Source organism: Pseudomonas sp. JUb42 (genome assembly GCF_024807945.1).
Taxonomy (GTDB): domain Bacteria; phylum Pseudomonadota; class Gammaproteobacteria; order Pseudomonadales; family Pseudomonadaceae; genus Aquipseudomonas.
Map to the genome: position 1 here is coordinate 175,163 of NZ_JANUFD010000013.1, position 20,122 is coordinate 195,284.

Below are 20,122 nucleotides of genomic sequence, written 5' to 3' on the forward strand. Positions count from 1 at the left end.
TAGCCCTTTGGATAGCACTTGTACGAGCATCTTGCGGTCAAATGTTTCACAAAGGGTTACAGACGGTGCCTGCCACATCTGTGGGTTCTGTAGTAAGTTAGGCCGGTGAATATCATGCGAGGCACGCTTGCTGCGTGGAGCTTGCTTCAGAGGGTAGCTAATTGAACGACATGGCAAAGAACTTGATCCTGTGGTTGATCATCGCGGCAGTCCTCGTGACGGTGATGAACAACTTCTCCAGCCCTAACGAGCCGCAGACCCTCAACTATTCCGAATTCATCCAGCAGGTCAAGGATGGCAAGGTCGAGAAAGTTGCCGTGGACGGCTACGTCATCACGGGCAAGCGTAACGACGGCGACACCTTCAAGACCATCCGTCCGGCAATCCAGGACAACGGTCTGATCGGTGACCTGGTCGATAACAACGTGGTGATCGAAGGCAAGCAACCAGAGCAGCAAAGTATCTGGACGCAACTGCTGGTCGCCAGTTTTCCGATTCTGGTGATCATCGCCGTGTTCATGTTCTTCATGCGCCAGATGCAAGGTGGTGCGGGAGGCAAGGGCGGGCCGATGAGCTTTGGCAAGAGCAAGGCGCGCCTGCTCTCCGAGGATCAGGTCAAGACCACACTGGCTGACGTTGCCGGTTGCGACGAAGCCAAGGAAGAAGTCGGCGAACTGGTCGAATTCCTCCGTGATCCGGGCAAATTCCAGCGTCTGGGCGGTCGCATTCCCCGCGGCGTGCTGATGGTTGGCCCTCCGGGTACCGGTAAGACCCTGATCGCCAAGGCGATCGCTGGTGAAGCCAAGGTGCCGTTCTTCACCATCTCCGGTTCCGACTTCGTCGAGATGTTCGTGGGTGTTGGTGCAAGTCGCGTCCGTGACATGTTCGAACAAGCCAAGAAGCACGCTCCGTGCATCATCTTCATCGACGAAATCGATGCCGTCGGTCGCCATCGCGGCAACGGCATGGGTGGCGGTCATGATGAGCGCGAACAGACTCTCAACCAGTTGCTGGTAGAGATGGACGGCTTCGAGATGAATGACGGCATCATCGTCATCGCTGCAACCAACCGCCCGGACGTCCTCGACCCTGCGCTGCTGCGCCCGGGCCGTTTCGACCGTCAGGTGGTTGTTGGTCTGCCGGATATCCGTGGCCGTGAGCAGATTCTCAAGGTCCACATGCGCAAAGTGCCTATGGGCGAAGACGTCAACCCGGGTGTTATCGCCCGTGGTACGCCGGGCTTCTCCGGTGCCGACCTAGCCAACCTGGTCAACGAGGCATCGCTGTTCGCCGCTCGTTCCGGCAAGCGCATTGTTGAAATGAAGGAATTTGAGCTCGCTAAAGACAAGATCATGATGGGCGCCGAGCGCAAATCCATGGTCATGTCCGATAAAGAGAAGCGCAACACCGCATATCACGAAGCAGGCCATGCCATCGTGGGTCGTGTCGTGCCTGAGCATGATCCGGTCTACAAGGTATCGATCATCCCGCGCGGTCGTGCCCTGGGCGTGACCATGTTCCTGCCGGAAGAAGATCGTTACAGCCTGTCCAAGCGTGCGCTGATCAGCCAGATCTGTTCGCTGTATGGCGGGCGTATCGCCGAAGAGATGACCCTGGGCTTCGACGGTGTTACCACTGGCGCCTCCAACGACATCATGCGTGCCAGCCAGATTGCACGGAACATGGTGACCAAGTGGGGGCTGTCGGAAAAACTCGGCCCGCTGATGTATGCCGAAGATGAAGACTCGGGCTTCCTCGGTCGTGGCGGCAGCCAGAACTCCAGCTTCTCCGGTGAAACAGCCAAACTGATCGACTCGGAAGTGCGCCTGATCATCGATCAGTGCTACGGCACCGCCAAGCAGATCCTGACGGACAGCCGCGACAAGCTCGATGCCATGGCTGATGCCCTGATGAAGTACGAAACCATTGATGCCGATCAAATCGACGACATCATGGCTGGCCGCCCGCCACGTGAGCCACGTGACTGGGAAGGCGGTGGTTCGGGCACTTCCGGTACACCGCTGCCACCAGTGGATCCGCGCCCTGAAACGCCAATCGGTGGCCCTGCCGCTGAACATTAAGGTCTGACATGACTTCAGTGTTTCACCCAACCCGGTTGCCTTGCGGCAACCGGGTTCTTGATTTGTCCCGCACCCACGTGATGGGCATCCTCAACGCCACGCCTGACTCCTTTTCCGATGGTGGTCGCTTCAACCAGCTTGATGGGGCTCTGCGCCACGCCGAGGCCATGGTTGCTGCGGGCGCCACGCTGATCGATGTTGGCGGTGAGTCGACTCGCCCGGGCGCTCGTGTCGTATCGCCACTGGAAGAGCTGGAGCGGGTGGCGCCAGTGGTCGAGGCGTTGAATCGCGAGCTGGATGTAATTATCTCTGTCGATACTTCCACGCCAGCGGTGATTCGCGAGTCGGCGCGCCTGGGAGCGGGCTTGATCAACGACGTGCGCTCCCTGCGCCGCGATGGCGCCCTTGATGCGGCTGCCGCCACCGGTCTGCCGGTGTGCCTGATGCATATGCTCGGTGAGCCGGGGAATATGCAGGATGATCCGCACTACCAGGATCTGCTCGGTGAGGTCAGTGCCTTTCTCGTCGAGCGCATGGATGCCTGTGCGGCGGTGGGAATACCTGCCGAGCGCATTATCCTCGATCCCGGCTTTGGCTTTGCCAAGAGCCTGGATCACAACCTGAGCCTGTTCAAGCATATGGAGGCCCTCAATGCATTGGGTCGTCCTCTGCTGGTCGGTGTCTCGCGCAAAAGCATGATCGGTGGGGTTCTGGGGCGAGCAGTCGGTGAACGTCTGTACGGTGGCCTGGCCCTCGCTGCATTGGCGATGGTCAAGGGTGCGCGGATCCTGCGCGTGCATGATGTCGCCGAAACGATTGACGTTGTGCGGATGATTGCCGCTGTCGAGTCAGCTGAATAGAAAGATGGAGCATCCATGACAACTAAAAAATATTTCGGGACCGACGGTATTCGCGGTCGCGTCGGGCAATTTCCTATCACGCCTGATTTCATGCTGCGCCTCGGTTGGGCTGCTGGTATGGCATTTCGTCATCTTGGCGCCTGCCGCATTTTGGTCGGCAAGGACACGCGGATCTCCGGTTACATGTTCGAATCCGCGCTGGAAGCCGGCCTGTCTGCCGCCGGTGCTGATGTCATGCTACTGGGGCCGATGCCGACGCCTGCCATCGCCTACCTGACGCGGACCTTCCATGCCGAAGCCGGCATCGTGATCAGTGCCTCGCATAACCCGCATTACGATAACGGCATTAAGTTCTTCTCCGGCCAGGGCACCAAGCTGCCGGACGAGATCGAAATGATGATCGAAGAGCTGCTCGACACGCCCATGACCGTGGTCGAGTCGGACAAGCTGGGCAAGGTCTCGCGGATCAACGACGCCGCAGGCCGCTATATCGAATTCTGCAAGAGCAGTGTGCCGACCAGCACCGACTTCGCCGGGCTGCGTCTGGTCATCGACTGCGCCCACGGCGCGACTTACAAGGTTGCGCCCAATGTCTTCCGTGAGCTGGGCGCCCAGGTCACCGTACTGTCGGCGCAACCCAACGGCCTGAACATCAACGAGAACTGTGGTTCGACCCATATGGAATCGTTGCAGGCGGCGGTGCTGGCCGAGAAGGCCGACCTGGGTATCGGTTTCGATGGCGACGGCGATCGGGTGCTGATGGTCGATCACACTGGTGCCATCGTCGATGGTGACGACCTGCTGTTCATCATCGCGCGTGATCTGCAAGAGCGTGGACGTCTGCAGGGTGGGGTAGTCGGCACGCTGATGAGTAACCTCGGCCTGGAACTGGCCCTGGCTGAACTGAATATTCCCTTCGTGCGCGCCAATGTCGGTGACCGCTACGTGATCGCCGAGTTGCTGGAGCGCAACTGGCAGATCGGTGGCGAGAACTCCGGCCACGTGGTGTGTCTGCAGAATACGACCACAGGCGATGCGATCATCGCTGCGCTGCAGGTGATCCTTGCGTTGCGTCGTCGCCAGGAAAGCCTGGCGCAGGCTCGTCAGGCCCTGCGCAAGTGCCCGCAGGTGCTGATCAATGTGCGTTTTGCCGGGGGTATCGATCCGGTCAGCCATCCTGCGGTTACCGAAGCCTGTGCCCGCGTTACGGCGGCCATGGGCGGTCGTGGTCGGGTGCTGCTGCGCAAGTCCGGCACCGAGCCGCTGGTGCGGGTCATGGTCGAGGGCGAGGACGAAGCGCAGGTTACCGGCTACGCCGAGGAGCTGGCAAAACTGGTTACAGAAGTTTGCGCCTGATTTCGGCTTGCCAGTGTTGAAACTGTTGGGTAACATCTGCGCCCACTTTGACTGACGGGGTGCAGCATGCGTCGCCCAATGGTAGCTGGTAACTGGAAAATGCACGGTACCCGCTCCAGCGTCGCTGAGCTGATACAGGGCCTGAGTGCTCAGGCGCTGCCCGGTGATGTTGAAGTAGCGGTTTTTCCGCCGAGCTTGTATGTCACTCAGGTGATCGATGCTCTGCAAGGTACGTCGATTGCCGTGGGTGCGCAGAACTCTGCAACCCAGGCTGCGCAAGGTGCCTTGACCGGTGAAGTATCGCCGGCGCAGTTCGCTGAAGTCGGTTGCAAGCTGGTTCTCGTAGGTCACTCGGAGCGTCGTCAGCTTCTGGGTGAGCATGATGAAGTCCTCAGCCGCAAGTTCGCGGCAGCTCAGGCTAGTGGCCTGACGCCTGTGCTCTGTGTAGGGGAAACCCTTCAGGAGCGTGAAGCAGGCAAGACACTCGAGATCGTCGGGCGTCAGCTGGACAGCATCATTGAAGAACTGGGCGTTGATGCATTTGTAAATGCAGTGATTGCTTATGAACCAGTCTGGGCCATTGGCACCGGACTGACGGCTTCGCCGCAACAAGCGCAGGATGTGCACGCAGCTATTCGTGCGCAGTTGGCGAAAGAGAATGCCGAAGTCGCACAAGGCGTGCGCCTTCTTTATGGCGGCAGCGTGAAGGCGGCCAATGCGGCCGAACTGTTCAGCATGCCGGATATCGATGGGGGGCTCATTGGTGGAGCTTCCCTGAATGCAGATGAGTTCGGTGCGATTTGTCGCGCCGCGGGAAACTGAAAAAATGCTGGAAACAGTCGTAGTCGTTTTTCATCTGTTGGGCGCTCTGGGCGTTGTTGTTCTGGTGTTGCTGCAACAGGGTAAAGGTGCGGACGCTGGTGCGTCTTTCGGAGCAGGTGCATCAAATACTGTCTTCGGAGGCCAAGGTTCCTCTACCTTTCTTAGTAAACTTACTGCTATACTAGCCGCCTGTTTCTTCATAACCAGCTTGGGGTTAGGTTACTTTGCTAAAGAGAAAGCTCACCAGCTGACTCAAGTAGGTTTGCCAGATCCAGCAGTAATGGAAGTGAAGAAAAAGCCGGCAGCAGATGATGTGCCAGTGCTCGAAGGGCAACAAAAGCCAGCGGTAACTCCGGCTGATGTACCTCAAGCTCCAGAGCAGAAGTAACAAGCAGGATCAGGCAGTGTTGTAGAGGCTGCCAAAAGAGTTGTATTGCCGAGGTGGTGGAATTGGTAGACACGCAACCTTGAGGTGGTTGTGCCCATAGGGTGTAGGGGTTCGAGTCCCCTTCTCGGTACCAATTATCAGGAGAGCCCGCATTAGCGGGCTTTCTTGTAGGTGGGATGTTCGATTGACCCTGAAAGGGATCAGCCGTATACTTCCGCCCCAGCTTTGTCGCGGGGTGGAGCAGTCTGGTAGCTCGTCGGGCTCATAACCCGAAGGTCGTTGGTTCAAATCCAGCCCCCGCAACCAGTTCTAGCGGAGCCCCTTTCTAAAGGGGCTTTTTGTTAGCTGGACAGTCTATAACGCTGCTTTGACAGCGTTCTCATGGATGGGCGTTTCGCCCATTTTTTTATTTTTAAAGCATGCACGAGGGGGTTCAAGTGTCGAGCAAGCTAGAAGAGTTGCAGGCCTTGCTGGCCCCGGTGGTCGTGGCCCTGGGCTATGAATGCTGGGGTATCGAGTTCACGGCACAGGGTCGTCACTCGATGTTGCGTATTTATATCGATAAAGAAGGCGGCGTCCTGGTTGATGACTGTGCAATTGTCAGTCGCCAGATTAGCGGGATTCTCGATGTTGAAGACCCGATCGCTGTTGAATACACGCTCGAAGTGTCTTCACCTGGCATGGAACGCCCACTGTTCACCATCGAACAGTTTGCTGCGCACGCCGGGGAACAAGTGAAGATAAAGTTGCGCTCGCCATTTGAAGGTCGACGCAATTTTCAGGGCCTTCTCCGCGGGGTGGAGGAGCAGGACATCGTGGTGCAGGTAGATGACCATGAGTTCCTGTTGCCGATCGACGGGATCGACAAAGCCAACATTATTCCCAAGTTTGACTGAGGCGTGCCAGATACTGCGGATCCCGCGGATCCAATGGCTTGCGAAAGGCGAGGCGTACGATGAGCAAAGAAGTACTGCTGGTTGTTGAGTCGGTATCCAATGAAAAGGGCGTACCGGCCGGTGTGATTTTCGAAGCGCTGGAGCTGGCTTTGGCCACGGCTACCAAGAAACGCTTTGAAGATGAAGTAGAACTGCGTGTGGAAATCAATCGCCAGACCGGTAACTACGAGACGTTCCGTCTGTGGACCGTCGTTGAAGAAGACGACCTTGATGATCCGGCCATCGAAACCTGGCCGAGCAAGGTTGCACTGACTCATCCCGGCGCGAAGGTCGGTGATGTAGTAGAAGAGAAAATCGAATCCATCGAGTTCGGCCGTATCGCTGCGCAGACTGCCAAGCAAGTCATCGTGCAGAAAGTGCGTGAAGCCGAGCGTGCCCAGGTCGTGGACGCCTATCGCGAGCGTCTGGGTGAAATCATTTCCGGTACGGTCAAAAAGGTTACCCGCGACAACGTTATCGTTGACCTGGGCAACAACGCCGAAGCCCTGCTGGCACGTGAGGACATCATTTCGCGGGAGACTTTCCGTGTCGGTGTTCGCGTGCGTGCCCTGCTCAAGGAAATCCGCACCGAGAACCGTGGTCCTCAGTTGATCCTCTCGCGTACGGCTCCGGAAATGCTCATCGAGCTGTTCCGCATTGAAGTACCGGAAATCGCCGAAGGCCTGATCGAGGTGATGGCTGCCTCCCGTGATCCGGGCTCTCGTGCAAAAATCGCTGTCCGTTCCAAGGACAAGCGTATCGATCCGCAAGGTGCCTGTATCGGCATGCGCGGTTCGCGTGTTCAGGCTGTATCGGGCGAGCTGGGTGGCGAGCGTGTGGACATCGTTCTTTGGGACGATAACCCTGCACAGTTCGTCATCAACGCCATGTCGCCCGCTGAAGTCGCGGCAATCATCGTTGATGAGGATGCCCATGCAATGGACATCGCCGTCGGCGCGGACAATCTGGCCCAGGCGATCGGCCGTGGCGGTCAGAACGTGCGTCTGGCCAGTCAATTGACCGGTTGGACCCTGAACGTGATGACCGAATCGGACATCCAGGCTAAGCAACAAGCGGAAACCGGCGACATCCTGCGCAACTTCATCGACGAGCTGGAAGTCGACGAAGATCTGGCACAGGTGCTGGTCGACGAAGGCTTCACCAGCCTGGAAGAGATTGCCTACGTACCGGTGGAAGAGATGCTCAACATCGACGGCTTTGACGAAGAAACCGTCAACGAGCTTCGTGCTCGTGCCAAGGATCGTTTGTTGACCAAAGCTATCGCTACTGAGGAAAAGCTGGCAGACGCCCATCCGGCCGAAGACCTGCTCTCGCTTGAGGGTATGGACAAGGATTTGGCGATGGAACTGGCGGTGCGCGGCGTAATTACCCGCGAAGACCTGGCCGAGCAGTCTATTGATGACCTGCTCGACATCGACGGCATTGACGATGATCGTGCCGGCAAGTTGATCATGGCCGCCCGAGCCCACTGGTTCGAGTAAGTGGCGCGGCCTGAGGAGAGAAGTGCATGACGCAAGTCACGGTGAAAGAACTGGCCAAAGTGGTCGACACACCGGTAGAGCGCCTGTTACAGCAGATGCGTGAGGCAGGTCTGCCGCACACCGCCGCCGAGCAAGTTGTGACCGATAACGAGAAACAAGCCCTGTTGACGCATTTGAAAAGCGGTCACAAGGCCAAGGTGGAAGAGCCTCGCAAGATTACCTTGCAGCGCAAGACCACCAGCACCCTGCGCGTTGCTGGCAGCAAGAGCATCAGCGTTGAAGTGCGCAAGAAGAAAGTGTTCGTACAGCGCAGCCCCGAAGAAATCGAAGCTGAGCGCAAGCGCGAGCAGGACGAGCGTCGTGCAGTAGAGAATGCTGCGCGTCAGAAGGCTGAAGAAGAAAGCAAGCGTCGCGCCGAAGAAGAAGCGCGTCGCCAGCCGGCTGCTGCTCAGGATTCGTCCGCTGCTGCTCCTGCTCAGGAAGCGGCGCCTGCTGTATCGGCTGCTCCGGTTCTTGAAGCGATCGCCAATTCGGCCATCGACGCACCTACAGCACCTGCTGCCGATGCGCGCAAGCGTGACGAACCGCGTCGCCCTGACAAGCCGCGTGCCGACGACAACCGTCGTGGCAGCAGCGACGGCGATCGCAAGAACGCCCCGCACCGCGCCTCCGTCAAGGAAAAGGCTCCGGCCCCGCGTGTTGCTCCGCGTACCACCGATGAAGAAAGCGATAGCTTCCGTCGCGGCGGTCGTGGCAAGGCCAAGCTGAAGAAACGCAACGCCCACGGTTTCCAGAGCCCAACCGGCCCTGTCGTGCGCGAAGTGAAGATCGGCGAGACCATCACTGTGGGCGATCTGGCCCAGCAGATGTCGGTCAAGGCTGCTGAAATCATCAAGTTCATGTTCAAACTGGGTACGCCAGCGACCATCAACCAGGTACTCGATCAGGAAACTGCTCAACTGGTTGCCGAGGAACTGGGCCACAAAGTGACCCTGGTCAGCGACACCGCCCTGGAAGATTCCCTGGCCGAGTCCCTGAAGTTTGAAGGTGAGGCAGTTTCCCGTGCACCAGTCGTGACCGTAATGGGCCACGTTGACCACGGTAAGACGTCCCTGCTCGACTACATCCGTCGTGCCAAGGTAGCTGCTGGCGAAGCCGGTGGTATCACCCAGCACATCGGCGCATACCACGTCGAAACCGACCGTGGCATGGTGACGTTCCTCGACACCCCTGGTCACGCCGCGTTTACCGCAATGCGTGCCCGTGGTGCCAAGGCGACCGACATCGTGATCCTGGTGGTTGCGGCGGACGACGGCGTAATGCCGCAGACCATCGAAGCTGTTCAACATGCCAAGGCCGCCGGTGTTCCGCTGGTCGTGGCAGTGAACAAGATCGACAAGCCGGGCGCCGATCTCGATCGCATCCGCAGCGAACTGTCGGTCCACGGCGTGACGTCGGAAGAGTGGGGTGGTGACACGCCATTCGTACCGGTCTCGGCGAAGATGGGTACTGGCGTCGACGAATTGCTCGAAGCCGTACTGCTGCAAGCCGAAGTTCTGGAACTGACTGCTACGCCGTCGGCTCCTGGCCGTGGTGTTGTCGTTGAATCGCGCCTGGACAAGGGCCGTGGCCCGGTGGCCACCGTGCTGGTTCAGGACGGTACGCTGCGTCAAGGCGACATGGTCCTGGTCGGTTCGAACTACGGCCGTGTACGTGCCATGCTCGACGAGAACGGCAAGTCCATCAAGGAAGCCGGTCCTTCCATCCCTGTCGAGATTCTCGGCCTGGACGGTACCCCGGACGCTGGCGACGAGATGAGCGTTGTGGCTGACGAGAAGAAAGCCCGTGAAGTGGCTCTGTTCCGTCAAGGCAAGTTCCGCGAAGTCAAACTGGCTCGTGCTCACGCCGGCAAGCTGGAAAACATCTTCGAGAACATGGGTCAGGAAGAGAAGAAGACGCTCAACATCGTCCTCAAATCCGACGTCCGTGGTTCCCTCGAAGCGTTGAACGGCGCCTTGAACGGCCTGGGTAACGACGAAGTGCAAGTGCGCGTTGTCGGTGGCGGTGTCGGTGGTATCACCGAGTCCGACGCCAACCTGGCACTGGCTTCCAACGCTGTACTGTTCGGCTTCAACGTGCGTGCCGATGCTGGCGCTCGCAAGATCGTCGAGCAGGAAGGCCTGGATATGCGTTACTACAACGTGATCTACGACATCATCGAAGACGTCAAGAAGGCCCTCACCGGCATGCTTGGCAGCGACGTCCGGGAGAACATCCTGGGTATCGCCGAAGTGCGTGACGTGTTCCGTTCGCCTAAGTTCGGTGCGATCGCAGGTTGCATGGTTATCGAAGGTGTTGTTCACCGTAACCGTCCAATCCGTGTACTGCGCGAAGACATCGTTATCTTCGAAGGCGAGCTGGAATCCCTGCGCCGCTTCAAGGATGACGCTTCCGAAGTACGTGCCGGCATGGAATGCGGTATCGGCGTCAAGAGCTACAACGACGTCAAGGTCGGTGACAAGATCGAAGTCTTCGAGAAGGTCCAAGTGGCTCGCAGCCTTTAAGTCGCGAGCTGTAGGAGCCATGGTGGGTCGTCGCATGAAAATGCCTGCGCCCGCCCTGGACTCTAAACGCAACGCCCGGTCCGGCTTCTGCCAGGCCGGGCGTTTGCCGCTTTCAGACCATGCGGTAGTGCCGCAGGTCAGTGACAGGTAACAAGACATGGCAAAAGAATACAGCCGTACCCAACGTATCGGCGATCAGATGCAGCGCGAGCTGGCCCAACTGATCCGTCGCGAAGTAAAAGACCCGCGCGTAGGCCTGGTCACCATTACCGCTGTCGACGTCAGCCGTGACGTTGGCCACGCCAAGATCTTCATTACCGTGATGGGGCAGGACAGCGCCGAAGATATCGCCCAGTCGATCAAGGTACTGAACTCTGCCGCTGGCTTCCTGCGCATGCAGCTGGCCCGTGAGATGAAGCTGCGCAGCGTGCCTCAGTTGCACTTCCACTACGACGAAAGCGTCGTGCGTGGCGCGCACCTGTCGGCGTTGATCGAGCGTGCGGTAGCCGAAGACGGTCAGCACCCACAGGCTGAAAAGCCAGACGGTACTGAGGAGTAAGGCGTGGCTCAGGTCAAGCGTATACGCCGCAACGTTAGCGGAATCATCCTGCTCGACAAGCCACTGGGCTTCACTTCCAACGCGGCCTTGCAGAAGGTGCGCTGGCTGCTCAATGCAGAGAAGGCCGGGCATACCGGTAGCCTCGATCCACTGGCCACAGGCGTACTGCCCCTGTGCTTCGGTGAGGCGACCAAGTTCTCGCAATACCTGCTCGATTCCGACAAAGGCTACGAAACCCTGATGCAGATGGGCAAGACCACCACCACCGCCGACGCGGAAGGTGATGTTCTTCAGGTGCGTCCGGTGACCGTTGGTCGTGCCGATATCGAAGCGGCATTGCCGGCTTTTCGTGGCGAAATCAGTCAGATACCACCGATGTACTCGGCCCTCAAGCGTGATGGCCAGCCCCTGTACAAGCTGGCCCGTGCCGGGGAAGTGGTGGAGCGCGAGGCGCGTTCTGTTACTATTGCGCGCCTGGAATTGCTTGCCTGCGAAGGCGAGACTGCCCGTTTGGCGGTCGATTGCAGCAAAGGCACCTATATCCGCACGCTGGTCGAAGATATTGGTGAAAAACTGGGTTGTGGTGCATATGTAGCGCAGTTGCGCCGCACACAAGCGGGACCATTCAACCTGGCCCAGACCGTAACCCTGGAAGAGCTGGAGCGGGTGCATGCTGAGGGTGGCAATGAAGCCATTGACCAATTTCTCATGCCTTCCGACAGTGGGTTGCTACACTGGCCGCTGTTGCAGTTTTCCGAGCACAGTTCGTTCTATTGGCTGCATGGTCAGCCCGTAAGAGCACCGGACGCGCCGCAGTCAGGCATGGTTCGGGTGCAAGATCATGAAGGACGCTTCATCGGTATCGGTGAAGTGAGTGAAGACGGGCGTATCGCGCCGCGTCGCTTGATTCGGTCAGAATGACCGGACCCCGGGCCATGTGAATGGCTTGGGTACGAGGATGGCTGTCAACAGGCACGGTCATTTCTCACTTTTTAATACGAGGGTTTGCCCTCGGCCTGTTGAAACCGTCTCCCTGGAGCGGTTTCTTGATAAAGGAATGCCCAAATGGCACTCAGCGTTGAAGATAAAGCTCAAATCGTAACCGACTACCAGCAAGCTGTTGGTGATACTGGTTCGCCAGAAGTGCAAGTTGCACTGCTGACCGCCAACATCAACAAACTGCAAGGCCACTTCAAGGCCAACGGTAAGGACCACCACTCGCGTCGCGGTCTGATCCGTATGGTAAACCAGCGTCGCAAGCTGCTGGATTACCTGAAAGGTAAGGACGTTAGCCGTTACAGCTCCCTGATTGCTCGTCTGGGTCTGCGTCGCTAATAACGATGCGGTAAGAGGTTGGTTGTCTGTCATGAGCCGTCGGTTATCCGGTGGTTCTGGCAGGCTCCCAGCCTCTAGTTTTATCTGGACTGCCGAAGGGTCCGATTCCCCTCGCTGCCCAAGAATTCGCAAGAAACCAGTTCCCCCAAGAGCCACAAAGAAGGTAGGAAACCGTGAACCCGGTAATCAAAAAGTTTCAATTCGGTCAATCGACCGTAACCCTCGAGACTGGCCGTATTGCCCGTCAAGCCTCTGGTGCTGTATTGGTCACCGTTGACGACGACGTCACCGTTCTCGTGACTGTGGTCGGCGCCAAGACTGCTGACCCAAGCAAAGGCTTCTTCCCCCTTTCCGTGCACTACCAGGAAAAAACCTACGCCGCCGGCAAGATCCCTGGTGGTTTCTTCAAGCGCGAAGGCCGTCCTTCCGAGAAAGAGACCCTGACCTCGCGTCTGATCGATCGTCCGATCCGCCCGCTGTTCCCTGAAGGCTTCATGAACGAAGTGCAGGTTGTCTGCACCGTCGTCTCCACCAGCAAGAAAACCGATCCGGACGTCGCTGCGATGATCGGTACTTCGGCTGCCCTGGCAATCTCCGGCATCCCTTTCGACGGCCCGATCGGCGCCGCTCGCGTTGCTTTCCACGAAAGCACCGGCTACCTGCTGAACCCGACTTACGAGCAACTCAAGGCTTCGAGCCTGGACATGGTCGTTGCCGGTACCGAAGAAGCCGTTCTGATGGTTGAATCGGAAGCCAAAGAGCTGACCGAAGACCAGATGCTGGGCGCTGTACTGTTCGCCCACGACGAATTCCAGTCGGTGATCAAGGCTGTCAAAGAGCTGGCCGCTGAAGCTGCCAAGCCTACCTGGGCCTGGGAAGCCAAGCCGGAAGCCACCGCGCTGCTGGGCGCCATCCGTGCCGAATTTGGCGACGCGATCTCCCAGGCCTACACCATCACCGTCAAGGCCGACCGTTACGCTCGTCTGGGCGAGCTGAAAGACCAGATCGTCGCCAAGTTGTCCGGTGAAGAAGGCCAGCCGACTTCCAGCGAAGTCAAAGCCGCTTTCGGCGAAATCGAATACCGCACCGTTCGCGAAAACATCGTCAACGGCAAGCCACGTATCGACGGTCGCGACACCAAAACTGTACGTCCGCTGAACATCGAAGTCGGTGTTCTGCCGAAGACTCACGGTTCGGCGCTGTTCACCCGTGGCGAAACTCAGGCACTGGTCGTTGCCACCCTGGGTACTGCGCGTGACGCACAGCTGCTCGACACCCTCGAAGGCGAGAAAAAAGACCCCTTCATGCTGCACTACAACTTCCCTCCGTTCTCGGTGGGCGAGTGTGGTCGCATGGGCGGCGCGGGTCGTCGTGAAATCGGTCACGGTCGTCTGGCTCGTCGTTCGGTCCAGGCCATGCTGCCTGCTGCCGACGTGTTCCCGTACACCATCCGTGTTGTGTCGGAAATCACCGAGTCCAACGGCTCCAGCTCCATGGCTTCGGTCTGCGGCGCTTCCCTGGCTCTGATGGACGCTGGCGTACCGATGAAGGCACCTGTTGCCGGTATCGCCATGGGTCTGGTCAAAGAAGGCGAGAAGTTCGCCATCCTGACCGACATTCTGGGTGACGAAGATCACCTGGGCGACATGGACTTCAAAGTAGCCGGTACTGCCAAAGGTGTTACCGCGCTGCAGATGGACATCAAGATCAAAGGCATCACCGAAGAAATCATGGAGATCGCCCTGGGCCAGGCCCTGGAAGCTCGCCTGAACATTCTCGGTCAGATGAACCAGATCATCGGTCAGTCCCGTAGCGAACTGTCGGAAAATGCTCCGACCATGATCGCGATGAAGATCGACACCGACAAGATCCGTGACGTCATCGGTAAAGGCGGCGCCACCATCCGTGCCATCTGTGAAGAGACCAAGGCTTCGATCGACATCGAAGACGACGGCTCCATCAAGATCTTCGGCGAATCCAAGGAAGCGGCTGAGGCAGCACGTCAGCGCGTCCTGGGTATCACCGCTGAGGCCGAGATCGGCAAGATCTACGTCGGCAAGGTTGAGCGCATCGTCGACTTCGGCGCATTCGTCAACATCCTGCCTGGCAAGGACGGTCTGGTGCACATCTCGATGCTGAGCGACGCTCGCGTAGAGAAAGTTACCGACATCCTGAAAGAAGGCCAGGAAGTTGAAGTACTGGTACTGGACGTGGACAACCGCGGCCGTATCAAGCTGTCGATCAAAGACGTCGCAGCAGCCAAGGCATCGGGCGTTTAATCACCCCGTAGCATGGCGTTACGAGAGGGGCCCTTCGGGGCCCTTTTTCGTGGGCGCGTGAAAAATCCACAAGGGAACTTTTTGCTGTTTTTGATACACATGCAACTTGCATGTGCGCTCAGGGGCGAACGGGCAATCTGCACGATCGGGTGAATTAGTGTATTTTTCAAGTTATTGATTTTAAAGGACTAAATTTTAAAATCGGATTGGCACAGCGATTGCGATAGTAATGGTAACCCTGCTGCCACGATTGATACTGGCGCAGATCTTGAAGAAAAACAGGAGTTACCCCATGAAGAAGTTCGCTATCGCTGCTGCTACTGCCACCGCCCTGACGCTGACCCTGGCAAACGCTGCGTTTGCCGATACGACTGCTCCGTCCCAAAAGCCAATGGTGATTGCTGCCGGTGAAGTGGCCAAGGCCAAGGAAGAGACTTCTGATACCTGGATCACCACCAAGGTCAAATCCGACCTGGTAACCGAGAAAGGTATCCCTGGCACCGACATCAAGGTCGAAACCAACAAAGGCGTGGTTTCCCTGTCATCGACAGTAGCTATTACTGCAGCCCAGAAAACCACCGCAGTGGCTATCGCCAAGAAAATCAAAGGCGTACGTGCTGTATCGGCTGATGGCCTGAAAGCCGAGTAAGGTTCAAGCGTTTGCCCTGAGTCCTGGATAAGGGCATTGCTGGCCCCGACCTTGTGTCGGGGCCTTTTTATATCTGCAGATTGGCAACAAAATTTGTATATGGAATGCAATGTAGGAGCTGGCTTGCTGGCGATAGCGTTGGGCCGGTCTATGACGCTATTACGAGTGCTTTGCACTCGATCGCCAGCAAGCCGGCTCCCACAGGGATTGCATTTGAATCTGAAAGGCGCTAATCCCCACGCCGACTATCAATGCGCACCAACCGCCCACCCTCGAAGCGCAGATACTGATACATGCCGTTATTGGGCCCGTAGATCCATTCTTCGACCTTCACTTCATCACGCTGGCGGTAATGGCTGAAGGTGGACTTGGTGCCGATCAGGTCCTGGCTTACCGGCGTGCCGCATTTCTGCTGCACCTCGAAGGCCCTGTCGCCCACGCTGATCAACTGGCTGCCGCAACGCAGGGTGTCGGCATGGGCGAGGGAGCACAGGCTTGCAGAGACGATCAGCAGTACGGCGCGCCAACAGGTCGTGCGGGTCAAATCGGATTACTCACTGTCCAGATGCAGAGGAGTGACCACGCGCTTGTCGGATTCAGCCTCGCCCAGACGCGCGTCGATGAAGTAGACGCGATCATCCGCCAGTTTGCCCTTGTCGACCAGATAGTCCTTGATGCTGCTGGCGCGATCCTGACCCAGCTTGCGCAATAGCACTTCGTTGCTGCTCCAGAACTTGAGCACGGCGGCGCGTAGCTGGTTCTGCCGTTCTTCCTTGCCCAGATCGACCCACTGCGCCGGCGGCTGTTGCTTGAGCTGGTCGCGGTAGATGCCGTCGAGCATCGGCGCTTTTTCGTCATCCGGTACTTTTAGCAGGCCAGCCCTGGCCGGAACCTTGTCGCCGCGTCGTTGCAGGATCTTGTAGTAGGTGAACTGGTATTCCCGCTCCAGTCGATCTTGGGCCAGTAACGGGCCATCTGTGCTGGCGGCGCTGGTGCCTTCGATTTCCAGACGCAGGGTCGGGCGTTCCTTCAAGGCTGCCGAGAGCTTGTCCAGAGCGCCGTGTGCCTGTGGGCTCAGTTCGCTGGAGCCTGCGGCGAATGACACGCTGCTGAGGTCTTCCGAGCCGCCACCGCTGACCAGCCCGCCAATGAACTTGAACGGCGCCTGGGCGGCACGCAGGACCAGATTGCGCAGGGTCTGCCAGACAATCGGCATGACGCTGAACTGCGGATTATTGAGGTCGCCGGAGATCGGCAGCTCGATGGAGATTTTGCCGTCGGTGTCCTTGAGCAGGGCGATGGCCAGGCGAATCGGCAGGTCCACAGCGTCCGGGCTGTCGACTTTCTCACCCAGTTGCAGCTGTTCGACCACGACCTTGTTCTCGGCCTTGAGCTGGCCCTTGGTCACCATGTAGTGCAGGTCAAGATCCAACCGGCCCTTGCGGATCCGGTAGCCAGCGAACTTGCCGGAGTAAGGCGTCAGGGTGGTCAGCTCGACACGCTTGAAGCTGGTGGCGATATCCAGGCTTGCCAGCGGGTCGAAGGGGTTCAGGCTGCCCTTGATGGTCACCGGCGCATAGCGATCGACCTTGCCCTTGATATCCACGGCAGCCGGTGCCGACTGGCGGTTGTCCAGGGTACCGATCTGGCCGTTGAGTTGCTGCACGGCGGTGGCGAAGTTCGGCGTCAGGCTGAAGTCGGCGAAGTTGGCCGAGCCGTCATTGATGCTCACCGAGCCGATCTTGATACCCATGGGCTTGGCGTTGCTGGCTGGCGCTGAGGCCTTGGGCGCGGTTTTGCTTTCCGGTGGCTGCGGGATCAACAGGTCATCGACGTTGGTGGTGCGATCGTTGTTGATCATGAAGCGGGCGTAAGGCTGCTCCAGGCTGACCTTGGCGATGCTCAGGCTATCGCCGTGCTGATAGTTCAGACCATCGAGATTGAGCTGCTGCCATTTGAGGAAGTCGCGTTGCTTGAGAGTGTCCAGGGTATGCAACTGATTGACCTGGGCCTTGCCGGTAATGCCGAAAGCCAAAGGCTCGGTGCTTTTCAGGTCAACCGCCAGATCGCTGCCGAGCATGCCGCTGCGCAGCTCAAGGCGAATGAACGGGCTGATGTAGGCTTGCGCCACACGCAGGTCGATGTCCTGGGTGGTGACCTGCAGTTTGGCCGTCACCGGGCTCAGGTTGACCTCGCCCGCTGCGGTGATCTTCCCTTGCTTGCCCAGACCGGTGTCGAGCTTGAGGGTGAAAGGCGATTTGTTCAGGCTGTCGAAGTCTTTCAGGTCCAGGTTAAGCGGGCCGACTTCCAGAGCGACTGGCTCTTTCGGCAGGCGGTCGGCCAGATGAACCTGATAGTCACGCAACTGTACATCGCGCAGCAACACCTGCCAGGGCTTGCTCGGTTGAGCAGATTCGGCAGGCGCGGGTGCCGAGGCTTGCGCTTCGCCGGCTTTCTCATCGACAGGCGGCTTGCTCGGCGCCGGTTTGGCTGGCTGGTTGGCGAACAATCTCTGCCAGTCGAGCTGGCCATCGGCTTCCCGAGCTGCCCAGGTTTCCAGTTTATTGCTGCGAATCTTGCCGACGGTGACCAGTTGCTTGACCAGATCCACCGAGGTGTCGCTGACATCCAGGCTCTGCAGGCGCACCAATGGCCGACCATCAGGTGTTTTGAGGGCCAGGGAGGCGACGCCGAGGTGGGTGTCGGTCAGCTTCAGTTCAGTGCCCTTGGACAGGTTGAGGGAGTAAGCGGTGCTGAAATTCAACACCCCGTCTTCCAGGGCCAGTGGCAATGCATCGCGAACATACGGCCACCACAGCTTCATCTTGTTGCCAGTGACCTTTAGGGTGCCTTCGGAGCTAATGGGAATCAGGCCGATGCGTCCGACCCAGTCGATCTGCCCACCGTCCGGTCCCGCCGCGACCAGGGTCATGTCGGCATTGTCTTCAGGCAGGGTACTGAGGTGTTTGAGCTCAAAATTGAGTTTGTCGTAGAGGAATTCGATAGGTTCGCTGGGGCGCTGATCCTGAAAACGGACATAGCCATCAGCCAACTTGATCGTGTCGACGCGCACCGGGAACGGCTTGCTGGCCGGTTGCTCCGGAGTCGGCTCGCTGGGTGGCAGCTTGAACAGCTGTGCCAGGTTCATCTTGCCCTGCTTGTCGAACAGCAGTTCGGTCTTGGGTTTGACCAGTTCCACGTCGGCCAGGTGCAGGGCGCCGGTCCAGAGGCTGTCCACCTGCAGGTTCGCATAGAGCTTGGCAAAACCGACCTGCTCCTTGCCGGGCATGCCGATATTCAGGCCCCACAGGGTCAGCTCAAGGCTGTAGGGGTTGAGCTCCAGGCGCTCGAGCCGGGCCGGAACCGTGGAATACTTGGCTAGTTGCTGATTGACCACGCGCAAGGCGATGCCTGGCAGAACCAAAAAGCCCAGAAGTGTGTAGAGCGCGACGGCAGTCAGCAGGACAGCAAGGCTGCGTTTCAATCCTTTGGGCATATGCGACGTCAACTCTCTCGGTTCGGAGGTCCTTGGAGTATGGCACGGCAATGTGGTTCCAGATGTGGCGTCTGCAAAGCTTGTAGGAAGATTCCCGCGAAGCCGAGCGACATCACAGTTGCAGAATCAAGGTCTTGAGCGGCGGTTGCTGGTCCTGTGACGGGAAATCGGCAGCGGGGGTCATGATCTGCCAGTCGCGTACTGGCCTGCCAAGTTTGGTTGCGCAACGCAGAACCTGCTCACGCCAGTCCTCCATGCTGACCTTCGCCAGGTTGTTGCAGCAAATCAGCACGCCATTGTCGGCAGTCGCCAGCAACGCGGGCTTGAGCAGGCTCTGATAGTCGCGCAGCAGGTCCACGGTGCCAAAGGCGCTCTTGGCCCAGGCCGGTGGGTCGAGCAGCACCAGATCGTACTGACGCTGCTCCAGACGCACGTAGGGGGGCAGTTTATGCCCACGACGCTGGGTGATCGGCAGCCCGGCCAGCTGGCGTATTGCCGGGAAGTAATCGGACTGGATGAACTGCATGGTCGGCAGCTCGGGGTTGAGCGCGCCGTTTTCCTTGCCGACTGCCAGATTGCCCTCGGCGAAGTCCAGGTTGCAGACCTCTTTCGCACCGCCGGCTGCGGCACTCAGGCCGACGCCGCAGGTATAGGCGAACAGGTTCAGCACGCTTTTGCCCTGGCTGTGCTGCTTGACCCAGCCGCGGGTATTGCGCAGGTCGAGGAACAGCAGCGGATCCTGACCCGGATGACGGCCACGTACCCGATAGTTCAGGCCCCATTCATGGCCGATCAGGTCTTGTAGCGCCTCGGCGTCGGCTTGGTACACCGTGTCCTCGCGGTCGATACGCGAGTTGCCCTGGGAGCGGTCGTTGTAGACCAGCAGCAGGTCCACGCCCAGATGCGCTGTGATATGGGCGTGCAACGCCAGCAGATCATCACGCTCCAGTCGGGTATGGAAGCTCTGCACCAGTAGTTGCGGGCCGTAACGATCGATGGTCAGGCCGCTGGCGCCTTCCTGACTGCCGTGGAACAGCCGATAACAGTCCGTCCCCTGCTGATGCAGTTCGGCAAGCAGGGCCTGGCGGTTATCGAGGGCGACGCTGAGCGCCTGGATCAGGGAGGACATGCTAAGCGCCTTGGCTGGAAATGGGCGCGGCAGTTTAGCAGTTAAGACGGCCATACAGTGGCAAACACCGGCTTGAGGTGCAACGCAATGTGGGGGCCGGATGTGGGAGCCGCCTTGGTGGCGATCGAGTGCGAAGCGCTCGCACTAGCTTCTGCGACTGTTCTGGC

The 20,122-nt window shown here is 58.7% G+C and carries 16 protein-coding genes and 2 tRNA genes; 15 read left to right on the forward strand and 3 right to left on the reverse strand.

The window, feature by feature from the left end:
• The first annotated feature begins 170 nt into the window (after positions 1-170).
• The 15 genes from ftsH to M2401_RS24360 all read left to right on the forward strand — a co-directional run bounded on the left by ftsH (position 171) and on the right by M2401_RS24360 (position 15,330).
• Positions 171-2,081 carry an ATP-dependent zinc metalloprotease FtsH gene (ftsH, locus tag M2401_RS24290; RefSeq protein ID WP_259106674.1) on the forward strand — a complete coding sequence of 637 codons (1,911 nt, stop codon included), beginning with the start codon at positions 171-173 and terminating at the stop codon, positions 2,079-2,081.
• An 8-nt stretch (positions 2,082-2,089) separates the two neighbouring features.
• Complete coding sequence (gene folP, locus M2401_RS24295; protein ID WP_259106675.1) at positions 2,090-2,941, forward strand: dihydropteroate synthase; 852 nt, start codon at positions 2,090-2,092, stop codon at positions 2,939-2,941.
• Between the two features lie 15 nt (positions 2,942-2,956).
• A complete protein-coding gene (gene glmM, locus M2401_RS24300; protein WP_259106677.1) occupies positions 2,957-4,297 on the forward strand; it encodes a phosphoglucosamine mutase in 1,341 nt (446 codons plus the stop codon).
• A 66-nt stretch (positions 4,298-4,363) separates the two neighbouring features.
• Positions 4,364-5,119, forward strand: coding sequence for a triose-phosphate isomerase (gene tpiA, locus M2401_RS24305; RefSeq protein WP_259106679.1), 756 nt, complete (start codon positions 4,364-4,366; stop codon positions 5,117-5,119).
• Positions 5,120-5,123: 4 nt separating this feature from the next.
• Positions 5,124-5,507: a preprotein translocase subunit SecG gene (gene secG / locus M2401_RS24310; protein ID WP_259106825.1), complete on the forward strand. Its 384-nt coding sequence runs from the start codon at positions 5,124-5,126 to the stop codon at positions 5,505-5,507.
• 47 nt (positions 5,508-5,554) lie between these two features.
• Positions 5,555-5,640: transfer RNA gene (locus M2401_RS24315), tRNA-Leu, on the forward strand.
• A gap of 96 nt (positions 5,641-5,736) precedes the next feature.
• Positions 5,737-5,813 (forward strand) — tRNA-Met (locus tag M2401_RS24320).
• A gap of 131 nt (positions 5,814-5,944) precedes the next feature.
• Positions 5,945-6,403, forward strand: a complete 459-nt coding sequence (gene rimP / locus M2401_RS24325) for a ribosome maturation factor RimP (RefSeq protein WP_259106681.1) — start codon at positions 5,945-5,947, stop codon at positions 6,401-6,403.
• A 59-nt stretch (positions 6,404-6,462) separates the two neighbouring features.
• Complete coding sequence (gene nusA, locus M2401_RS24330) at positions 6,463-7,944, forward strand: transcription termination factor NusA (protein WP_259106683.1); 1,482 nt, start codon at positions 6,463-6,465, stop codon at positions 7,942-7,944.
• A 26-nt stretch (positions 7,945-7,970) separates the two neighbouring features.
• Positions 7,971-10,508, forward strand: coding sequence for a translation initiation factor IF-2 (gene infB / locus M2401_RS24335; protein WP_259106685.1), 2,538 nt, complete (start codon positions 7,971-7,973; stop codon positions 10,506-10,508).
• Positions 10,509-10,665: 157 nt separating this feature from the next.
• Positions 10,666-11,067: a 30S ribosome-binding factor RbfA gene (gene rbfA, locus M2401_RS24340; RefSeq protein WP_259106687.1), complete on the forward strand. Its 402-nt coding sequence runs from the start codon at positions 10,666-10,668 to the stop codon at positions 11,065-11,067.
• Positions 11,068-11,070: 3 nt separating this feature from the next.
• A complete protein-coding gene (truB, locus tag M2401_RS24345; protein WP_259106689.1) occupies positions 11,071-11,988 on the forward strand; it encodes a tRNA pseudouridine(55) synthase TruB in 918 nt (305 codons plus the stop codon).
• A gap of 144 nt (positions 11,989-12,132) precedes the next feature.
• On the forward strand, positions 12,133-12,402 hold the full coding sequence (gene rpsO / locus M2401_RS24350; RefSeq protein ID WP_259106691.1) for a 30S ribosomal protein S15: 270 nt from the start codon (positions 12,133-12,135) through the stop codon (positions 12,400-12,402).
• 173 nt (positions 12,403-12,575) lie between these two features.
• Entirely contained in the window at positions 12,576-14,681 is a 2,106-nt protein-coding gene (pnp, locus tag M2401_RS24355; RefSeq protein ID WP_259106693.1) for a polyribonucleotide nucleotidyltransferase, read from the forward strand.
• A 292-nt stretch (positions 14,682-14,973) separates the two neighbouring features.
• Positions 14,974-15,330 carry a BON domain-containing protein gene (locus M2401_RS24360; RefSeq protein ID WP_259106695.1) on the forward strand — a complete coding sequence of 119 codons (357 nt, stop codon included), beginning with the start codon at positions 14,974-14,976 and terminating at the stop codon, positions 15,328-15,330.
• A 229-nt stretch (positions 15,331-15,559) separates the two neighbouring features.
• On the opposite strand, the gene M2401_RS24365 is transcribed toward M2401_RS24360, so the two are convergent.
• The 3 genes from M2401_RS24365 to M2401_RS24375 all read right to left on the reverse strand — a co-directional run bounded on the left by M2401_RS24365 (position 15,560) and on the right by M2401_RS24375 (position 19,955).
• Positions 15,560-15,844 (reverse strand): DUF2845 domain-containing protein, encoded by a 285-nt coding sequence (locus M2401_RS24365; protein WP_259106827.1) that lies wholly within the window; start codon positions 15,842-15,844, stop codon positions 15,560-15,562.
• Positions 15,845-15,880: 36 nt separating this feature from the next.
• Positions 15,881-18,826 (reverse strand): DUF748 domain-containing protein, encoded by a 2,946-nt coding sequence (locus M2401_RS24370; RefSeq protein ID WP_259106697.1) that lies wholly within the window; start codon positions 18,824-18,826, stop codon positions 15,881-15,883.
• A 112-nt stretch (positions 18,827-18,938) separates the two neighbouring features.
• The gene (locus M2401_RS24375) at positions 18,939-19,955 is read right to left on the reverse strand and encodes a class I SAM-dependent rRNA methyltransferase (protein WP_259106698.1); all 1,017 of its coding nucleotides are present in this window, start codon (positions 19,953-19,955) and stop codon (positions 18,939-18,941) included.
• Positions 19,956-20,122 lie beyond the last annotated feature (167 nt).

Coding starts and splice junctions, on each gene's coding strand:
- ftsH (WP_259106674.1), top strand. CDS start 171: ATGGCAAAGAACTTGATCCTGTGGTTGATCATCGCGGCAGTCCTCGTG.
- folP (WP_259106675.1), top strand. CDS start 2,090: ATGACTTCAGTGTTTCACCCAACCCGGTTGCCTTGCGGCAACCGGGTT.
- glmM (WP_259106677.1), top strand. CDS start 2,957: ATGACAACTAAAAAATATTTCGGGACCGACGGTATTCGCGGTCGCGTC.
- tpiA (WP_259106679.1), top strand. CDS start 4,364: ATGCGTCGCCCAATGGTAGCTGGTAACTGGAAAATGCACGGTACCCGC.
- secG (WP_259106825.1), top strand. CDS start 5,124: ATGCTGGAAACAGTCGTAGTCGTTTTTCATCTGTTGGGCGCTCTGGGC.
- nusA (WP_259106683.1), top strand. CDS start 6,463: ATGAGCAAAGAAGTACTGCTGGTTGTTGAGTCGGTATCCAATGAAAAG.
- infB (WP_259106685.1), top strand. CDS start 7,971: ATGACGCAAGTCACGGTGAAAGAACTGGCCAAAGTGGTCGACACACCG.
- rbfA (WP_259106687.1), top strand. CDS start 10,666: ATGGCAAAAGAATACAGCCGTACCCAACGTATCGGCGATCAGATGCAG.
- rpsO (WP_259106691.1), top strand. CDS start 12,133: ATGGCACTCAGCGTTGAAGATAAAGCTCAAATCGTAACCGACTACCAG.
- M2401_RS24360 (WP_259106695.1), top strand. CDS start 14,974: ATGAAGAAGTTCGCTATCGCTGCTGCTACTGCCACCGCCCTGACGCTG.
- M2401_RS24370 (WP_259106697.1), bottom strand. CDS start 18,826: ATGCCCAAAGGATTGAAACGCAGCCTTGCTGTCCTGCTGACTGCCGTC.
- M2401_RS24375 (WP_259106698.1), bottom strand. CDS start 19,955: ATGTCCTCCCTGATCCAGGCGCTCAGCGTCGCCCTCGATAACCGCCAG.